Genomic DNA, 17,350 nt, shown 5'->3' on the forward strand with positions numbered 1-17,350 from the left:
GGGGACGCTGCCGCGCGAACGGGTCCACACTTGAGACGACGTCGAATCGAACCGAGGACTGATCGCCGAGGAGCGCGTATGACCGAGGGACAACCGTTCGTTCCACCGAGCGCGGTGGATGTCGATCTGTCCGCGGTCGCGTGGGGTCAGAGCCGCACCATGTCGGACTTCGAGACCGGCATGTGGCGGATGGAGGAGGTGCGTCCCGAACTGCGGACGCCCATCGTCGCGGTCGACATCCTCGACAAGGCGCCCGACTGGGACCGGTTGGTACGCGCGCACGAGTGGGCGTCGCACATCGTTCCCCGGATCCGGATGCGGGCCGTGGAACCGGCTCTGGGGCTGGGCAACCCGGTGTGGTCGGTCGATCCCGAGTTCGACCTCGACTACCACCTGCGCCGGATCCGGCTGCCGGGCGACAGGGGCGACCTCGATCATGCGCTGCGCGTCTGCCGGCACCTGGCGACCGAGCCGTTCGACAAGGCCCGTCCGCCGTGGATCGCGATGCTCATCGAGGGACTCGACGACGGGCGCGCGGTGTACGTCGTCAAGACGCACCACAGCATCACCGACGGCATGGGCGGCATCCAGATGATGGCGCTGCTGCACAGCCGCCGTCCGGAGCCCACGCCGGACAAACCCGATCGCGATCCCGCGCCGCCCGAGCACCTGTCCGATCTCGGGGCGCTCGGCCGCGACGTGGTCTCCGGGATCCGGAAGGCCCCGAGCCGGGTTGCCGGGTTGGTGTCGGGGTCCCTGCGTGCCGCGGTCACCGCCGTCACGCGCCCGTTCGACGCGGCCGGCGAGGTGCTCGACTACGCCGGGTCGCTGCGCCGGGTCGTGCAACCGCCACCGGCGACCGGCTCGCCACTGCTGCGCGAGCGCGGGCTCGGACGCTGGTTCGGGGTGCTCGAGGTGGGCCTGCACGAGCTGCGGATCGCGGCGCACGCGGCCGGCGGCTCGGTCAACGACGCGTACATCGCGGCGCTGCTCGGCGGCTTCCGCCGCTATCACGAGGAGATGGGCGCGGAGGTCGGCAAGGTTCCGATGGGGATGCCGATCAACATGCGGGCGGCGTCGGATCCGTCGGGCGGGAACCGGATCGCCGCGGTGCGGTTCGCCGGGCCCGCCACCGAGCCCGACGCGGCGAAGCGGATCCGGAAGGTGCGCGCCATCGTGCTGGCGCTGCGGGAGGAACCCGCGCTCGACATCGTCGAGGCCGCCTCACCGCTACTGGTGCGGCTGCCCACCCGGCTGCTCGCCGAGTGGTACCTGTCGCAGTCGTCGGGCCTGGACCTGCAGGCGTCGAACGTCGCGGGGGTGCCCGTCCCGGTGTACCTGGCGGGCGCGCGGATCGAGCGGATGTTCCCGTTCGGGCCGGCGCCGGGCTGCGCGGTGATGGCGACGATGGTCTCGCACGTCGGGACGTGCTGCATCGGCGTCAACATCGACACCGCGTCGGTCACCGAACCCGCGCTGTTCATGCGCTGCCTGCAGGAGAGCCTCGACGAGGTGGTGGCGCTGGGCGGCGCCGCCGAGGACGCGGAGGAGGGAGCGCAGCGATGACCGAAGCCGACCGCCATCCGCGGATCTATCTCACCGAGGAGATGACCGACACCGAGGACCGGGTGTTGCGGACGTGGCTGGGCCGGCGGGAGGCCGAGTCCGGCGAGCCGACCGTCACCATGGCCACCACCGGCCAGGCGATGTCGGCGCTGGTGCTGCGCGACGACGATCCCGTCCTGACGCCGGTGCGCGTGGTGTGGATGCCCGACACCGCGAACGGTCATCGCGGGCAACGCCTCCGCGAGGTGCTCTCGGCCCGGGATCCGCTGCACATCGCGCCCAACGCGCAACGCCGGGTGCTGCGCTCCGATCCCGCGCGGTGCAAGGTGATCGAAGGCGATCCGGCGTCGCTGACCGAGATGCGGGAGCGGCTCGCGGAGCGGGGCGGCGGGTCGCTGCCCGACTTCATCCGGCGTCAGGCCGCGCTCGCGCTCGAGCGGGCCGAACGGCACCTGCTCGGCACGCAGTACAAGGTGTCGCGGTTCGTGGTCGAGGAGATCACCGACACCGGGCGCTTCACCGCGGGCGTGAAGAAGCTTGCCGCGCAACTCAATCTCACCGTCGTCGACGTCGAACGTCGGGCCCGCGCGGATCTCGACGAGATGGTGGCTGCCCAGAGCCGACGGGCCATCGCAGTGTGGGATCAGTTGGGCCGCTACTTCTCCCGCGCCTACCGCCTGGACGTCGACACCACGCGGTTCGAGGAGCTGCGGGAACTCAACCGCGAACACTCGCTGGTGTTCCTGCCGAGCCACCGTTCCTACCTCGACCCGCTGGTGCTGCGGCCGGCGCTGCTCGCGAACGACCTGCCGCTCAACCACGTGATGGGCGGGCTCAACGTGAGCTTCTGGCCGATCGGCCCGATCAGCAAGCGCAGCGGCACGGTGTTCATCCGCCGCAAGTTCGACGGCGACGAGATTTACAAGTGGACGCTGCGCGAGTACATGCGGTTCCTGATGAACAAGCGGTTCAACCTCGAGTGGTACATCGAGGGCGGACGCTCCCGCACCGGCAAGCTGCGGCCGCCCCGGTACGGGCTGCTGACGTATCTGGCGAAGGCCTTCCAGTCGTCCGACGCGTCCGACGTCTACCTCGTCCCCGTCTCGCTGGTGTACGACCAGTTGTACGAGGTGAGCGCGATGGCGGCGGAGGCGCACGGCGCGGCGAAGCGGAAGGAGAGCTTCCGTTGGATGGTCGGCTACGTCCGTGCGCAGGGCCAGCGCCGCGGCGTCGCACACGTCACGGTGGGACGTCCACTGTCGCTGCGGGATTCGCTGGCGCAGGAGGACGACTTCCGGTTGGCGATCCAGAAGACCGGCATCGAGGTGAGCCACCGGATCAACGAGGTCACCCCGGTGACCGCGTCGTCGCTGGTGATGCTGGCGTTCCTCGGCATCGAGGACCGGGCACTGACCGTGCCCGAGCTCGGCTTCATCCTCGGCCCGCTGGTCGACTACATCATCGCCCGGAAGCTGCCGACGGCCGGCGACGTCGACCTCACCAACCCGCAGGTGATCCGCCGGGCGCTGTTCACCCACCTCGATTCCGGGGTGCTCGAGCGGTACGACGAGGGCAACGAGCGCGTCTACTACCTCGGCAAGGATCAGGGGCTGGTGGCAGCCTTCTACCGCAACAACACCATTCACTTCCTGCTGGTGCGGGCGATCGCCGAGATGGTGCTGTGCGCGGCGGTGGACGAGAAGTTCGCCGATCCACTCACCGACGGCTGGGCCGAGGCCAAACGGATCCGCGACCTGCTCAAGTACGAGTTCTTCTTCAGCGACAAGACGACGTTCCGAGAGGAGCTGCGGTCGGAACTGAGCCTCATCGATCCGGCGTGGGAGAGCGACCTGAGCAACCCGGAGCACGTCGCGCACATCCTCGACGAGGTGCGTCCGTATCTCGCGCACCGGGTGCTGCAGCCGTTCCTGGAGGCGTACGAGGTGGTGGCCGATCACCTACTGGATGCGCCGGTGGCGAAGAACTTCGACGAGAAGACCTTCCTCGCCGAGTGTCTCGCGCTGGCACAGCAGCGTCGGCTCCGGCAGCAGATCGCGAGCAGCGAGTCGGTCTCCTCGGAACTGTTCGCCACCGCTCTGCAGTTGGCCCGCAACCGCCGACTGATCGAGAACGACGACCTGTCGGTGGAGACGGGGCGCCGCGCGTTCGCCGACGAGATCCGCACCCTCGTGCGCCGAGTGCGCGAGATCCGTGCCCGCGCCCACGCCAAGCTGGACGAGGTGAAGGGCGCCGACTCGGCGGCCGAATTCGTCGAGGGAACGGGGTCGGATCGATGAACCGTCTCGAGGACATCTACTCGGCGATCGCCGCCGCCCCGCAGGGGCCGAAGACGCTGGCTGCGTTCGATCTGGACGGCACCCTCATCACCGGCTACACCGCGAGCGTCGTGTACCGGGACCGGTTGCGCCGCTTCGATATCAGCGTCGCCGAACTGCTCCGCACCACCGGCGCCGCCTTCGACACCCAGTTCCGCGGCGCCGACGTGGGCCGGCTCATGGAGATCGCGGTCACCGGGCTGGCCGGGCGACGCGAGGACGAGCTGCGGGAGTGGAGTCAGCGGCTGTTCCGGCAGGACATCGCCGCGATGATCTTCCCCGATGTCCGACGCCTGCTCGACGCCCACCGCCGGGCCGGCCACCGGATCGTGCTGGCGACGTCGGCGACGGTGTATCAGGCGCAGGACGTCGCATACGACCTGGGGATCGACGAGATCCTGTGCAGCCGGCCGGAGGTGGTGGACGGCATGCTGACCGGCAAGCTCACCGGTCCGGCGCTGTGGGGTCCGGAGAAGGCGAAGGCGGTGCGAGCGTTCGCAGAGGAGGCGGGGGCGCCGCTGTCGGAGGCGTTCGCGTATTCCAATGGCGCCGAGGATGTTCCGATGCTCGATTCGGTGGGGCGCCCGGTGGCGTTGAATCCGGATCGCAAGCTGGCGGGCATCGCACGGGCGGAGGGCTGGCTGTCGGTAAACCTGCCGAGGCCGGAGCGGGGTGCGACGCCGGTGGCGACGGCCCGGACAGGTCTGGCGTTGAGTGCGCTGATGGCGACGACGGCGCTCGGGGCGACGGCCGGGGTGCTGTCCGGGAATCGGCGGACGGCGGCGAATCTGGTGGGGACGTACGGCCCGGATCTGGCGCTGCGGCTGTGCGGCGTCGACGTGCACATCACCGGCGAGGACAACGCGTGGAATGCCCGGCCGGCGGTGTTCATGTTCAACCATCAGAGTTCGCTGGACATGTTGTTGATCGGCAAGGTGATCCAGCGGGACGCGACGGGCGTGGCGAAGAAGGAGGCGTCGCACGATCCGCGGTTCGCGGCGGTGGGGATGCTGCTCGACGTCGCGTATGTGGACCGGACAGACAGTGCGCAGGCGCGGGAGGCGCTGAAGCCGGCGGTCGACAAGCTGCGCGGTGGCACGTCGATCGCGATCGCGCCGGAGGGCACCCGCTCCCCCACACCCCGGTTGGGCCGGTTCAAGAAGGGCGGCTTCCATCTGGCGATGCAGGCGGGGGTGCCGATCGTGCCGATCGTCATCCACAACGCCGGGGATCTGATGTGGCGCAACTCGTTCGTCGCGCACGCCGGTGAGGTGTACGTCGACGTCTTGGAGCCGATCAGCACCGAGGGTTGGACGGTCGAGGACCTCGACAAGCACGTCGCCGAGGTCCGGGAGCGCTTCGACGACGTGCTGCGGGCGGGGCCGGTGAAGGCGTAGGTACAGTGCCTGCATGACCCGAAACGCCCGGTTTGTTCCTGTGGTTCTAGTTCTGGCTGCGGCGCTGAGCGCCTGCGGCTCCGACGATGCCGAGACCGCCGCCTCGGAGGCTACGTTCGGCACGGTGGCCGGTGACGCGGTCGCGGGTGACGGCGCTGACATGGGTGCGGACGTGTTGGCACGGTTCTCGAGCTGTGGGGACGTCGCGCCGACGGTTGCGCAGTACATTGCGGGGCTGGAGGAGAGCCCGTCGAACGCGGCCGACGAGTACGGCGTGATCTGCAACTGGGAGACCCCGGAGGGCGCCACTTCGCTGAGCGAGATCCGCTCTGTCGAGGTGCTAATCGAGCCGGGGACCGGTGAGGTTCCGGCGGTGAGTGACCTCGAGGCCGGCAAGCTCTCCGTCCTTCCGGATGCCGCAATCGAGAAGGCGGGCGGTGTCGCCTACACCCTGCCGATGACGACGGCTGTCGCCGGCGTGATCGTCACGACGGTCGAGACGCCCGCGGTCAAGGTGACGATCACCGGCGGCCAGTGGGACGACATGCCGTCCCTGGACGCCCCGGCCGCCGTCGCGGCGGCCAAGCAGCTGATCGGCGTCTAGAGCTGGCGCGAGCCCCGGCCGCCTCAGCTCCCGATGACGGGTGGGGCGGCCAGGGGCAGGTTGCCGATGAGTTCGCTGCCGTTGTCGACGTTGACGAGGTAGCCGGGCGTCTTGTGTTCGGCGTCGTCTTCGCCGCGCCCGCGGGCACCGGCGCCGGGCATCATGCCGCCGCCGACTGCACCATTTCGTGCTGCGGTGCCGGCGGCAGTTGTTCCCGTTGCTCCGCCGGCGGTGGCGCTCGGCGACGATCCTGCGGCGCCGCCTCCGGTTCCTGATCCACCGGACCCCATTCCGCCGGAGCCGTATCCGCCTGTGAGGATGCCGCCTCCGTAGCCGCCGGCGCCGCCTCCTGCTCCTGCGCCGATGCCCGACCCTGTGTTCGATCCCAAACTGCCTGTGCCCGAGTAGGTTCCGGAGCCTCCGCCCATCCCGGGGATTCCGTAGCCGGACTGTCCCGCGCGGGTGCCGTCGAGCCCTGTGGCGGCCGCGGGTGCGGTCCAGGCGGCGGCCGGGGTTATCGTGGCATCGGCCGGGGCGGTGAACTGGTCGTTGGAGGTGGGCTGGGCGCCCGGAGCGATGGGGTTGAACGCGTCGGGTGTTGAACCCGTTCCGGGTGTTGCGCCAGGTATGGGGCTGCCAGGAGTCTGCACTGGCGGGGTGGGCGATCCCGAGTTCGGTCCCCCGGTGTAGGGCGTGGGCGAGCCCGGCGTGCCGATGCCGGGTGCACCACCACCACCACTCGAGGGCGATGCCCCTTGGTTCTCGGCGATGACACGGGGAGGTTCTGGGAGTCTCGGCACGTTGGTGTCGGCCTGCTGCATGACCGGGGTGTAGACGGTCCGCATGATTTGGATGGCTTCCTGGTGTGCCTCGTCTTGGTCGTGGAACAGGCGTTTGAAGAGGCCGGCGGTGGGCATTCCTGCGTCGAAGGCGACCTCGAGGAGAGAGCGTTTGGAGACGGGCGGCACGGTGGCCTTGACTTGGTCGACGCCGGTGGCCGCTTCGGTGATCTTGGTGCCGATGAGGGTGCCGGCTTCGGCGAGTTTCCCGGATTCGGTGGCGTATCTTCCTGTTGCGGCGGTCGCGGAATCCTTCGCTACGCCTTCCCATTTGCCGTCGGTTTCGGTGGTGATGAAATCGCGGAAGTCGTTGAGCGCCTGTTCGAGTGACTGCCCGATCTTGGTCCAGCCCTCCGCGCTGGCGCGCAGAGCGCCGCCGTTCATTCCGTCGACGGCGGCTTTGATGTCCTCGTGGGACATGGCTTCGAAAGCTTCGGGTGAGCCGAGGGCCGGGTCGTCGAACCTGCCGCTGAATCGGCCGTAGAGCCCGGCCTGCTGCAGGTAGATTTCGTCCCGTTCGGCGTTGCCGGCGGCTTGTTCGTCTCGCACGCGGCTGCGTTCGTTGAGGTCGTAGCCGGTGACGAGGTCGAGCACCTTGTTCGCCGGATGCTTGCCGAATTCGACAATGTCCTTGCTGATGCCTTCGATCCAGCCACCGAAGTCCGGCAGTCCCATCCTTCTCCCCCTCGTCTCATGCCTCGGTCGACGACACCTCCCGAAGCGGATCCGAGGCCGCGCCATCCCCTCAGTGGCGCGGCCCCGGAAGTCTTAGTTGATCTGCGATTCGACAGCGCTCGCGGCGGCGGCATTCGCTTCCTCCGCTGCGGCGTAGCGGTTTTCGATCTTCAGGAACACGTCCCTAATGTCGCCAACCACACGGAGGTGATCGGCGATCGCTCGATCAAGCGAGTAGTCGCCTCCTCTTGCCTTTCGCTCAAACTTCGATGCCAACGTCACTCCAGATGGCAGCGAACCTAGTCCATCGATTTTGGCGAGTCCGCGCGTACCATCGAGAACTCTTGTCAACTGGTCAATAAGATCGTCACACGCCCGGGCACAGTTCGATGCGGTACCACGTTCGAGTTCGAGATCACCTTGCTCGGCCGCCGCGATCAGCCCGGACCAGCTGTTCGTCTCATTCAAAGCAACCCCCAACCAGAATCGTTGTCACTCATTTCGGAACGTACTGACTGACGGCCCGAGCTGCTCCGATGGCAACTTCGCACGGCTCGCTGGGGTTGCTCGGTGGCGTAAGAACGTGGAATCCGACTGACACCAACACAGCGCCACCTGCCGCGTCCATCGCGACATCACATGATTCACGATTCGTGTCCGTGCTTTCCCGGTACGAAAACGACTCCCGGCCATCAAGTTCTACTGGGACGACCTCTTCGTTACGGTCGTTCGTGCGCACCTCATCCAAAGTGCGGGTCGTCGCGAATACCGACAATGAGTACTCCGAGCCACGCCACCCACACACGTTCCAGCCAGGCTGCTTTACACCGAGGATGTCGCGTTCCTCAGTCGTGGGATCGACGCTGAGAGCCCCGACGACCTCGTCAGGAATGTCATCACACGGACTGAATACCGGTTCCCCCGCTGCCGTCCCCTCAGCGTCCGCATCCCCCGACACAGTTCCCGACCCGCACCCCGCCAGTAGCAGACCCGCACCGATCAGCCCGATCGCAGCAGTCACCCGCATCCGGACCTCCTCCCCTCGTTCCAGACCGCTTCACCTTAAACAGACGCAGGTTCGGTCCCATCGGTTCCCCTCGATCTCGAGAATCACCAACGGTACGAAGCGCCCGATCAGGCGAGCGCCGGCAGCGGCCCCATCGGCAGGTGGATCCACCCCTCGCGACCAGCAACTTCGGCGTCGACGCCGTTCGGCAGCCGCGTCCTTCCCACCGCCGCTGCCCGCGCGATCACCGCCGCCACCACCGCGTCGAATGCGTCGTCGGACGCTTCACACGCTCCACGGAAGTCGGCGAGATCCAGATACGGCGTCGCTTCATCGAGGCTCGCGACCAACTGCGCGAGCTTCTCTCGATTCGCCGACCCCTTGTACCCGCGGAACGGCAGCCCCCACTGCTGCAGCGCGGCCGCCGGATAGACCTCGATCACCGGGCCGTCGACGCGATCCACGCCGACCCCGGCCACCTCGAGCCACGCCAGCAGCCCAGCGCACCGCAATGCCACGTGCGCGATCAGGTCGGCCGACACGCTGAGCGGCACGATGCCAGTCACCACGTGCACCACACGGTCCGTCCGCCGTCGAACCAGCGGCAGCCGCCCGGCACGATTGCTCAGTTCGAGCTCGCGGCGTGGTTCCCGATTGTGATGCGCGAGAACGAAGTCGACGAACGCGTCCGGCCACCCGAACGGCGCGTCGATTCCGGATCTGTCGGCACCCCGGACCGCTTCGACAAGGTCGTCGTTCGTCGCTCCGAGCTTCAGGCCGACGACCCGAGCGGAGCGATCACCCCAATCTATGGTCGCAACAGCAGTTTTCGCGGGTTCGGCCGCAAGGTCGATACCGACAGTCCTCATGCCGCGAGGCTATCGGCTCTCAGCGCATCACCGGCAGCACAGCTCCGGTCGAGCGCCCCGACGCCGCCTCGATGAACGCCAACGGGTCCGCCACCGCGGCGAGCACGTCCCGCGCCCGTTCGAGCGCCATCGGCTCCGGCTCGTCACCGCCGACCGCGTCGATCACGTCGAGCCAATGAACCGTCGCCTCCAGGATCGCCATGTCGAGGAAGGCGCCGAGCGAGACCGACTCCAGGATGGGGTGCGCGATGACGCTGTCGCGGCTCAGGCCGGTGAGCCGCTCGAACGCGTCGGGCAGCTCGGTCTCGAAGCGCTCGACGATAGTCCCGCGATCGACGTCGGCGGCCATCTGCCGGACCATCTCGGCGAGCTGCGCGTGCAGCGGCTCGGTGGCGGCTGGGTCGGCGTTGAAGACGCGAAGCATCTCCGAGGCGCTCGTGACCTTCGCGGCGCCGTCGGCGGCGGGCGCGGCGAGCATCGCGATCAGGACGTCGGGGGTGACGTGCACGTAGACGTCCCGGACGGTCCAGCCCGTCAGCCGGGTCTCCGTCGTCCACTGCTCGTCGGACAGTTCCGCGGCCCGCTTCGACCACATCCGCCACAGTCGGATCAACAGATCCCGATCCTGCTCGAACTCCGCCACCACAACCCCCTCGTCGACGTACGGTCGCTCCGACGGTATCGCCCGGCCGTTACCTTCGGTCGCGAATCCGGCATGCGGGGGCATGATGGACGCATGACGACGGTGGATCCGGCTGTTCTCGATCAACTCATCGGCGCGCTGCCCGACGGCGCCGTGCTGACCGACCCGGACATGACCGCCGGTTACCGCCAGGACTGGGCCGCCGACCCGAACGCCGGCACCCCGATCGCGGTGGTCCGCGTGACCTGCACCGAGGACGTGCAGGCGGTGATGCGGTGGGCGTCCGAGCATCGGATCGCGGTGGTGCCGCGCGGCGCGGGCTCCGGGCTGTCCGGCGGGTCGAGCGCTGTGGACGGCGGGATCGTGCTGAGCACCGAGCGGATGCGGGAGATCACCGTCGATCCCGTCACCCGGGTCGCCGTCACCCAGCCCGGCCTGCTCAACGCCGAGGTGAAGCAGGCCGCCGCCGAGCACGGGCTCTGGTACCCGCCGGACCCGTCGTCGTACGAGATTTGCTCGATCGGCGGCAACGCGGCCACCAACGCCGGCGGGCTGTGCTGCGTCAAGTACGGGGTGACCACCGACTACGTGCTCGGCATGCAGGTCGTGCTAGCCGACGGCACCGCCGTCCGGCTGGGCGGCCCGCTACTCAAGGATGTGGCCGGCCTGTCGCTGACCAAGCTGTTCGTCGGCAGCGAGGGCACCCTCGGCATCATCACCGAGCTGACGCTGCGGCTGATCCCCGCGCAGCCGCCGGCGTCGACGGTGGTCGCGTCGTTCCCGTCCGTCGAGTCGGCGGCCGACGCCGTCCTCGCGATCACCCGGGAAATGCGTCCGGCGATGCTCGAGTTCATGGACCACGCGAGCATCAACGCGGTCGAGGACGCGGTCCGGATGGGCCTGGACCGCAACGCCCGCGCGCTGCTGCTCGCCCAGTCCGACGCGCCCGGCGCCGCCGGGGCGCAGGAGATCGCGACGATCGTCGCGGCGTGTGAGAAGCACGGAGCAACGGAGGTGTTCGCGACCGACGACGCCGCCGAGGGCGACGCCTTCACCGCCGCTAGGCGATCCGTCTTCCCTGCCGTGCAGGCGATGGGCAGCCTGCTGCTCGAGGACGTCGGCGTGCCGATGCAACAGCTGCCCGCGCTCATCACCGGGGTCGAGGCGATCGCCGAGGACTGCGACGTCCTCATCTGCACTGTCGCGCACGCCGGCGACGGCAACACCCACCCGTTGATCGTCTTCGACCCCACCGACCCCGACATGACCGACCGGGCCCGCACCGCCTTCGCCCGCGTCATGGAGCTGGCAATCGCCCTGGGCGGCACCATCTCCGGCGAACACGGCGTCGGGCGACTCAAGCGGGACTGGCTGCCCGGCCAGCTCGGCGAGGATGTCATGGAACTGAACCGGCGGGTCAAGACCGCGCTCGATCCGCTCGGGATCCTCAACCCGGGCGCCGTGCTGTCCTGACCCAGGGCCCTACAGCGGGGCCCCGAACGACGAGCGCTGCGCCAGAGCGAGGTCGACGACCCGCTCCGCGAGACTCACCCGCTCGGACAACGGCCCGGTGAGCAACACCCACGACCGCCCGGTCGCCGTCAACGCGTCCTCGAACCACCGCGTCATCTCGGCCCGGATGTGCTCGCCGTCGCGGATGCCGTCCTGCACGAACGGGACGCCGACGTCATCGGTGAGCAGGTAGATCGCCGGCCGGTCGACGACGCCTTCCCAGGCGCGACCGCTGTCGGTTCCGAGGTAACGCCGCTCCCAGACGGTGGTGGCGAAGGCGTCGGTGTCGCAGATCAGCACCGGCGAGCCGGCCCGGGCAGCGCTCTCCTCCATCCGTGTCTGTTCCCTCGCGATGTCCGCGAAGTCGTCACCGGTCCATTCCAGTTCCTCCACCGCGGCGTCGGGACGCAGCGCCCGCAGTCGATCCAGCTTGTCCAGGGTCACTCGCCGCCCGTACTCGGGCACCCAGCCGGTCCGCGCCCATACGCCGCCGCGGTCCCGGTAGCGCTGTGCCAGTGCGCGACTGACGGTCGTGGTCCCGGTCGATTCTGAGCCGAGCACGACGACGCGAGTTGCCAGACCGGCACGCGCAGGCTCGTCGAGCACGTCCCAGTTACCGGCGAGATCGGCGCGGCACGCGGTCCCCGATACGGGGTGCGCGATCCGGTCGGGGTCGACGCACACGTGGGTGGCCCCGAACCACCGCGCCAGCTCGTCGCCGTACTTCTCGCTCGAGACCACGGCGTCGATCGGTGTCGTATCGACCTGCCGGGCGGCCGCGCGCATGCACGCGACCTGCGCCGCCCACACCGTGGTCGATTCGAGGTCCATCGGCGCGTCACAGGCGATCCCGGTGACCCGCACCGTCGCGTCTCCGGCGTGGGTCTGTCGCATCCAGGACACCCGGTCTGCGAGCGGAATCGACTCCGCCGCCGAGGCCATCACCACGACCGTCACGCGGTCCGCGATCCGCGCGGCCGATTGGACCAGGTGGTGGTGTCCGCGGTGCGGCGGATAGAACTTGCCGATCACCAGGGCGTGCCGGTACAGCGCGGTCATCACGCCACCGCCAACGCGGGATCGGTTGCCCGACTGCGTCGCCACGCGAGCAGGCCGCGGATGCACAGCAGCAGGAACCCGGCGTAGAGCAGCGCCGTCAGCGTCAGGCCCTTGTGCAGGTACAGCGGGATGTAGATCAGGTCGGCGGCGATCCACAGCAGCCACGACTCCCACCGCTTGGTCGCCTGCCCCCACGTCGCCAGCAGCGACAGGATCGTGGTGACCGCATCCCAGAACGGGACCGTCGACGACGTCGCGGTGTCGAGGAACAGTGTCAGCGCGCCGGTTCCGGCGATACCCGCACCGGCCAGCCACATCCATTCGGTCCCGGTGGTGCCCGTGACCGGCAGGGTGTCCCCCGCGCGCCCCTGCACCCAGTTGCGCCAGCCCCACACGGCGAGCGCGATGTAGACGATCTGCAGCGCCGAGTCCGCGAAAAGCCCTGCGGTAGCGAACAGCAGGATCCACACCACATTGTTCGCGATCCCGATCGGCCAGTTCCACACCGACTGACGGCCCACCAACCACACACACCAGGCCCCGGTCACGAAGCCCAGCACCTCCGCCCAGCTCGTCGGCGCACCGAATGCGGTGAACGCCGTCGAGTTCAGGAAATCGATCATTGCCCCTCCTTGACTCATCGCGGCAAACATTAGCGCATATCTGCGCTAATTCGACAATGGGGTGCGTGGGTCTATCCGGGATCTCACAATGCGATCGGCTACCTGATGCCCTACCGACTCGGTCGCGTTACCCGCCGGCTCGAACGGATCAAGTCGGATGTTGCCCGGGGATCGACCGGCTTTCGGACAGCGCCAGCAGGAGGATCTAACGGAGCTGATCGAACCCGACGATGTCGACGGCAAGAGCGCCTCGAATCTGCGGCTGGAACTGCAACCACCGCGAGCGGTTCGTTGATTCGCGACCACGATTGAGCCACGTCGTGTCGAGGTGAGTGGGCACACCAAATTGGCAATCTCGTGGCGCGGAGACGCGCCCTGTTCGGCCGCATCAGGACTGGTTACGGGCAGGATTTCACTGTCGGGCGGGTCGAGCGCCGTCGACGGCGGGATCGTGCTGATCACTGAACGGATGCGGGAGATCACCGTCGACCCCGTCACCCGGGTCGCCGTCACCCAACCCGGACTGCTCAACGCTGAGGTCAAGAAGGCCGCCGCACGAAGCGTGAACAAGCGCACTAGACGCGGCCCCATCACGACGCGACTCATATACAGTGCGGGCCGTTTCATGAACGGTCGTATATGGAACATGGAGGGCGGATTCCGGTGACCAGAGGCGGTGAATGTTCCGAAACTCGTGTCCATAAACGATGTTTCAGAATGAGCACTGTCGGCGGGTTATGGAACACTGCTGCCTCGTGAGCGCATTTTGGGCTACGCGCGGGTCTCGACCGCCGACCAGACCCTCGATCTGCAGAGCGACGCCCTGAGCCTCGCGGGGTGTTCTCGGATCTGGACCGAGACCGCCAGTGGTGCCACCACCGCGCGGCCGCAACTCGACGATCTCTTCTCACATCTGCGAGAGGGGGACTCGCTCGTGGTGTGGCGGCTCGACCGGCTCGGCCGGTCCCTGCCCCACCTACTGCAGGTAGTCACCGATCTCGAGGAACGCGGCATCGGGTTCCGATCGGTGACCGAATCCATCGACACCACCACCGCTGGCGGCAAACTCATCTTCTCGATCTTCGGCGCGCTCGCCGAGTTCGAGCGCAACCTCATCAAGGAGCGGACCCCCGCGGGTCTCGCCGCCGCCCGGGCCCGCGGCCGCGTCGGCGGCCGCCCACCGAAGATGACACCGAAGAAGATCAAGCAGGCGAAGCTGATGCGCGACAACGGGATGAGTCAGCTCGAGATCGCCGAGATCCTCGACGTGGGCCGCACCACACTGTACCGACACCTGAAGTGAACGCGACTGCATCGTGAACGCCGGTGGCCACCCGCCCCAAGTCGGCGGGCGGCGCCTTTGGTGCGCGGCGACCCCTACAGGATCACAACGCCCCGACTCACGATCCGAAGACCTGAGGGATCCGGTCGACTGCCGTGACGCGGGTTCGGTGACACCGAGCCGAAGTCGGCGCCATTTCCGATGCCGCAGGAAGCAGTGTCAGTGAACTCGAACCGTCCCGTGACGGTTGACGTTCCGGACAGGACACCAGCCGGGGGGACGAGCGTCAGGCTGGCGGGCAGCTCACCACCGGGGACAGCACGCCTCACCGACGCACGGCCAGAGACCTTCCTTCAAGCAGGAAAACTTATCGATTCGAAAGTTTTTCTGAACGAAGATTTCAATCAAGCAAGATTCAATTTGATCCGAGGGAAGTTCGCTAATTCTTTTAGCCCAGATTCGGGTGGAATATTCCTCAGGAAAATATGGAATTAACTTGCCCACCACGTAGAGAAACCGCAGGTCATCGCAGGTGCCGGGGGATCGATCGGCGGCCCGCATGGGCGCTTCCAAAAAAAATGGCGCCACCGCTGGACAACAGCGAAGGGCGCGCGCTAACGTGATGATCCGACGGGGCAATCAGGCCTAGGAAACCGGGCCCCATCGAATCCATCATCATTCAATTTCCGAAAGGCTCAATCATGAACTCTGAACCTTTGCCGTACAAACTCATTGTCGATGCTGGCAATGTGCTGCTCGGCTGCTCCAGCGTACTAGCGTGGGGAGACAGCGGCAACTCCGTCGAGATCGACTTCGGCCGGTACTCCGACCAGCTTGCGGGGAAGTCAAACCGGTCCATCGAGTTCGTCGACATCGCGGTGCATTGGGGAGTCTGCCATCCGAATCGTCATCCCGCCCGCTACGCCTCCGAGATGACGCGAATCCAGCGGTGGGAGCGCGATTCTCGGGTGAAGGTCCACACGCGGCGCAGCAGATTCGACGAGAGCACCGGCAAGTACCAGGAGAAGTGCGTCGACACCGCGATCACGCTGGATGTGTGCACGTCACAGGCTTCGGGAAAGTACGCCGGCATCGTGCTCGCCAGCGCTGACCGTGACCTGTTGCCGGCGGTCGAGCACGCCTACGAGGAATACGCGAAGGGTGAAAGCCGGACACGACTGGAGCTGGCTCGCTGGCAGAACCAGCCCAGTCGCCTGTGGTTGCCGGGGAAGAAGCTGTGGTGCCACTACCTCGACGAGAGCGACTTGGCGCGGTGCTCGACCCGCCGCAACAACCGGAGCGTGGCGTGAGCATCCTGCGCCAGGGCACGACCGTGGAGCCGCAATCGCTGCTCGAGCGGATCGCCGACTCCCTGCAGCCCGGCGGACCCCTGCGGGGTCTCACCGGGGCCGCCGAAGCGCTCGAGCTGATCGTCGAAACCGCCCGTGGCACGGTCCTTGCCGACCTCGAACGGCTCGTCGCCCTCGAAATCGCCGCACCGCGAGGCGGCATGTGGATCAGCGACGGGCCGTGGCCGACAAGCGACGGCTTCTACCTGGCCGCGACCGCAGCCAGGTTCGAACAGCTCCTCGACTCCGTCCAGGCTCTGGCCACGCTGCATCGAGCCGGGATGCACCGGGCCGGGTGGGCCGTGCTCGAACAGGCCGGCAAGACCCTGATGAGGCTGTGGATGTTCACCGAGACAACGGTGCTCGATCAGCCTTGGGACGAAGCCCGCCGCTCGGGACAGGCCTGGGGCCAGTTCACCGAGGCACTGCACCACCTCGATGGGGTCACCGGGTTCGAGCCGCATCCGTTCGATGCCCCCTACACCGACGAGGCCAGCGAAGATGCCAAAGACAGCCTGCACGAGGCGATGGCCGGGGCATCCGATCATGCCGAGCAGGTGGTGAACGCGATCCGTCTCGGCGCAGCCCTCGCGCTGGTCCACCTTCCTGCGCATCTGCAGATCGGGCCCGAAGCGGTGACCGCGATGCCTACCGCCCGCACCGGGCTCCCCTGCACCGAGATGCTCGCCGCGCAAATTCAACTCGCCGTCGAACTCATCCGTTCCGCAGCGGCATCCACGCAGTGCGCCCTCGACATCAGTCTCAGGGATCGGAACGCATGACCCGGTGGTGGGCTCGCTCGCTCAGAGCAGGCCCACTACCGGCGGCGCGGTCATCTGCACGGACCGCCGCAGCGCCCTTCTCGCCCACTCCGACCAGAAAGACTTCACAAGCCATCATGAACGAGTCCGCCACTCTCCTTCGCACCGTCCTGTGCATCGGCATCCTCACCGCCCTGACCGCCGGATGCTCGTCCAATCAAGGCAACGACGCCGCCAGCCTCGGCGGTGCCACCGCGGTGACTACCACCAGCAGCACGCCCACCTCTACCGGCGCACCACGCAATGCGCAGGGCCGCATCGAAAAGCAGTTCGGCGAGAGTGCTGGGCTCACCGACCAGGGCACCAGCCAGCCGGCGATCACGTTCGTACTCGACAACCCCCGAGTGCGACCAGATTGCACAGGCTTCTGGCAGTTCACTCCGAACGGGGTGTACCTGATGATGGACATCCAGGTCGAGACCGCAGCCAACTACACCACCGCGCGCACTGGCACCGCCGGCTACAGCGTCCCGCGGACCATCGACCGCAACCTCAGCGCCTGGAGTTGGAAAGCCATCGGCCCCGACGGCAACGTCGTCTCCGACCTCGTCTCCACCGCCGCCCTGAACTGCGACGAGAACAACACCGACGTCTTCAAAGATCCGTTCTCACCCGCCTCCACCTACCAAGGGACCTACGTCTTCGACATCCCGGCCGGCAGCACCAGCATCTTCCTCGACTTCCCCGGCAAGGACATCGGCTGGGAATGGAAGATCTCCACAAGCCTCACATCCACAGACACCACCGGAGCCCCCGACGGCTTCTGACA

The 17,350-nt window shown here is 67.6% G+C and carries 17 protein-coding genes and 1 pseudogene; 10 read left to right on the forward strand and 8 right to left on the reverse strand.

Annotation, left to right across the window (positions count from 1 at the left end; all coding sequences use genetic code 11):
* Nucleotides 1-78 precede the first annotated feature (78 nt).
* The 4 genes from A6I89_RS18760 to A6I89_RS18775 are packed head-to-tail and all read left to right on the forward strand — an operon-like array spanning nt 79 to nt 5,903.
* Nucleotides 79-1,566, forward strand: coding sequence for a wax ester/triacylglycerol synthase domain-containing protein (locus A6I89_RS18760; RefSeq protein ID WP_022595074.1), 1,488 nt, complete (start codon nt 79-81; stop codon nt 1,564-1,566).
* On the forward strand, nt 1,563-3,863 hold the full coding sequence (locus A6I89_RS18765) for a glycerol-3-phosphate 1-O-acyltransferase (protein WP_022595072.1): 2,301 nt from the start codon (nt 1,563-1,565) through the stop codon (nt 3,861-3,863). The genes A6I89_RS18760 and A6I89_RS18765 overlap by 4 nt, the downstream gene beginning before the upstream one ends.
* Nucleotides 3,860-5,299 (forward strand): HAD-IB family hydrolase, encoded by a 1,440-nt coding sequence (locus A6I89_RS18770; RefSeq protein WP_022595070.1) that lies wholly within the window; start codon nt 3,860-3,862, stop codon nt 5,297-5,299. The genes A6I89_RS18765 and A6I89_RS18770 overlap by 4 nt, the downstream gene beginning before the upstream one ends.
* A 13-nt stretch (nt 5,300-5,312) precedes the next feature.
* Entirely contained in the window at nt 5,313-5,903 is a 591-nt protein-coding gene (locus A6I89_RS18775) for a hypothetical protein (protein WP_044990759.1), read from the forward strand.
* Between the two features lie 23 nt (nt 5,904-5,926).
* On the opposite strand, the gene A6I89_RS24715 is transcribed toward A6I89_RS18775, so the two are convergent.
* The 5 genes from A6I89_RS24715 to A6I89_RS18800 form a co-directional block, all read right to left on the reverse strand.
* Complete coding sequence (locus A6I89_RS24715) at nt 5,927-7,417, reverse strand: WXG100 family type VII secretion target (protein WP_022595067.1); 1,491 nt, start codon at nt 7,415-7,417, stop codon at nt 5,927-5,929.
* 93 nt (nt 7,418-7,510) lie between these two features.
* Nucleotides 7,511-7,885 (reverse strand): hypothetical protein, encoded by a 375-nt coding sequence (locus tag A6I89_RS18785; RefSeq protein WP_087576492.1) that lies wholly within the window; start codon nt 7,883-7,885, stop codon nt 7,511-7,513.
* A 28-nt stretch (nt 7,886-7,913) separates the two neighbouring features.
* A complete protein-coding gene (locus A6I89_RS18790; protein WP_022595064.1) occupies nt 7,914-8,444 on the reverse strand; it encodes a DUF3558 domain-containing protein in 531 nt (176 codons plus the stop codon).
* 107 nt (nt 8,445-8,551) lie between these two features.
* Nucleotides 8,552-9,292, reverse strand: a complete 741-nt coding sequence (locus tag A6I89_RS18795; RefSeq protein WP_022595062.1) for a DUF429 domain-containing protein — start codon at nt 9,290-9,292, stop codon at nt 8,552-8,554.
* Between the two features lie 19 nt (nt 9,293-9,311).
* Nucleotides 9,312-9,935 carry a maleylpyruvate isomerase N-terminal domain-containing protein gene (locus tag A6I89_RS18800; RefSeq protein WP_232244708.1) on the reverse strand — a complete coding sequence of 208 codons (624 nt, stop codon included), beginning with the start codon at nt 9,933-9,935 and terminating at the stop codon, nt 9,312-9,314.
* Between the two features lie 93 nt (nt 9,936-10,028).
* On the opposite strand from A6I89_RS18800, the gene A6I89_RS18805 reads away from it, so the two are divergent.
* On the forward strand, nt 10,029-11,408 hold the full coding sequence (locus tag A6I89_RS18805) for an FAD-binding oxidoreductase (RefSeq protein ID WP_022595058.1): 1,380 nt from the start codon (nt 10,029-10,031) through the stop codon (nt 11,406-11,408).
* Nucleotides 11,409-11,417: 9 nt separating this feature from the next.
* On the opposite strand, the gene A6I89_RS18810 is transcribed toward A6I89_RS18805, so the two are convergent.
* Entirely contained in the window at nt 11,418-12,506 is a 1,089-nt protein-coding gene (locus A6I89_RS18810) for an AAA family ATPase (RefSeq protein WP_022595057.1), read from the reverse strand.
* Complete coding sequence (gene pnuC / locus A6I89_RS18815) at nt 12,506-13,129, reverse strand: nicotinamide riboside transporter PnuC (RefSeq protein ID WP_022595056.1); 624 nt, start codon at nt 13,127-13,129, stop codon at nt 12,506-12,508. The genes A6I89_RS18810 and pnuC overlap by 1 nt, the downstream gene beginning before the upstream one ends.
* A gap of 415 nt (nt 13,130-13,544) precedes the next feature.
* Between pnuC and A6I89_RS24440 the strand changes: the two are divergent.
* Together A6I89_RS24440 and A6I89_RS18825 are read left to right on the forward strand one after the other, a co-directional pair.
* A pseudogene (locus A6I89_RS24440) lies at nt 13,545-13,685 on the forward strand (FAD-binding oxidoreductase); the annotation flags it as partial.
* 207 nt (nt 13,686-13,892) lie between these two features.
* Nucleotides 13,893-14,432 (forward strand): recombinase family protein, encoded by a 540-nt coding sequence (locus tag A6I89_RS18825; protein WP_044990755.1) that lies wholly within the window; start codon nt 13,893-13,895, stop codon nt 14,430-14,432.
* Nucleotides 14,433-14,506: 74 nt separating this feature from the next.
* On the opposite strand, the gene A6I89_RS25120 is transcribed toward A6I89_RS18825, so the two are convergent.
* A complete protein-coding gene (locus A6I89_RS25120) occupies nt 14,507-14,740 on the reverse strand; it encodes a hypothetical protein (protein ID WP_369689590.1) in 234 nt (77 codons plus the stop codon).
* A 372-nt stretch (nt 14,741-15,112) separates the two neighbouring features.
* On the opposite strand from A6I89_RS25120, the gene A6I89_RS18830 reads away from it, so the two are divergent.
* From A6I89_RS18830 to A6I89_RS18840, 3 genes are all read left to right on the forward strand, one after another.
* A complete protein-coding gene (locus tag A6I89_RS18830; protein WP_080668390.1) occupies nt 15,113-15,721 on the forward strand; it encodes a PIN domain-containing protein in 609 nt (202 codons plus the stop codon).
* Nucleotides 15,685-16,542: a hypothetical protein gene (locus tag A6I89_RS18835; RefSeq protein WP_022595052.1), complete on the forward strand. Its 858-nt coding sequence runs from the start codon at nt 15,685-15,687 to the stop codon at nt 16,540-16,542. Before A6I89_RS18830 ends, A6I89_RS18835 begins: the two co-directional genes overlap by 37 nt.
* A 116-nt stretch (nt 16,543-16,658) precedes the next feature.
* Nucleotides 16,659-17,348, forward strand: a complete 690-nt coding sequence (locus A6I89_RS18840) for a hypothetical protein (RefSeq protein WP_022595051.1) — start codon at nt 16,659-16,661, stop codon at nt 17,346-17,348.
* Nucleotides 17,349-17,350: the final 2 nt, after the last annotated feature.

The sequence above is a fragment of the Prescottella equi genome, assembly GCF_002094305.1.
GTDB classification, from domain to species: Bacteria; Actinomycetota; Actinomycetes; order Mycobacteriales; family Mycobacteriaceae; genus Prescottella; species Prescottella equi.

Coding starts and splice junctions, on each gene's coding strand:
- A6I89_RS18760 (WP_022595074.1), top strand. CDS start 79: ATGACCGAGGGACAACCGTTCGTTCCACCGAGCGCGGTGGATGTCGAT.
- A6I89_RS18765 (WP_022595072.1), top strand. CDS start 1,563: ATGACCGAAGCCGACCGCCATCCGCGGATCTATCTCACCGAGGAGATG.
- A6I89_RS18770 (WP_022595070.1), top strand. CDS start 3,860: ATGAACCGTCTCGAGGACATCTACTCGGCGATCGCCGCCGCCCCGCAG.
- A6I89_RS18775 (WP_044990759.1), top strand. CDS start 5,313: ATGACCCGAAACGCCCGGTTTGTTCCTGTGGTTCTAGTTCTGGCTGCG.
- A6I89_RS24715 (WP_022595067.1), bottom strand. CDS start 7,417: ATGGGACTGCCGGACTTCGGTGGCTGGATCGAAGGCATCAGCAAGGAC.
- A6I89_RS18790 (WP_022595064.1), bottom strand. CDS start 8,444: ATGCGGGTGACTGCTGCGATCGGGCTGATCGGTGCGGGTCTGCTACTG.
- A6I89_RS18795 (WP_022595062.1), bottom strand. CDS start 9,292: ATGAGGACTGTCGGTATCGACCTTGCGGCCGAACCCGCGAAAACTGCT.
- A6I89_RS18805 (WP_022595058.1), top strand. CDS start 10,029: ATGACGACGGTGGATCCGGCTGTTCTCGATCAACTCATCGGCGCGCTG.
- A6I89_RS18810 (WP_022595057.1), bottom strand. CDS start 12,506: ATGACCGCGCTGTACCGGCACGCCCTGGTGATCGGCAAGTTCTATCCG.
- pnuC (WP_022595056.1), bottom strand. CDS start 13,129: ATGATCGATTTCCTGAACTCGACGGCGTTCACCGCATTCGGTGCGCCG.
- A6I89_RS18830 (WP_080668390.1), top strand. CDS start 15,113: ATGAACTCTGAACCTTTGCCGTACAAACTCATTGTCGATGCTGGCAAT.
- A6I89_RS18840 (WP_022595051.1), top strand. CDS start 16,659: ATGAACGAGTCCGCCACTCTCCTTCGCACCGTCCTGTGCATCGGCATC.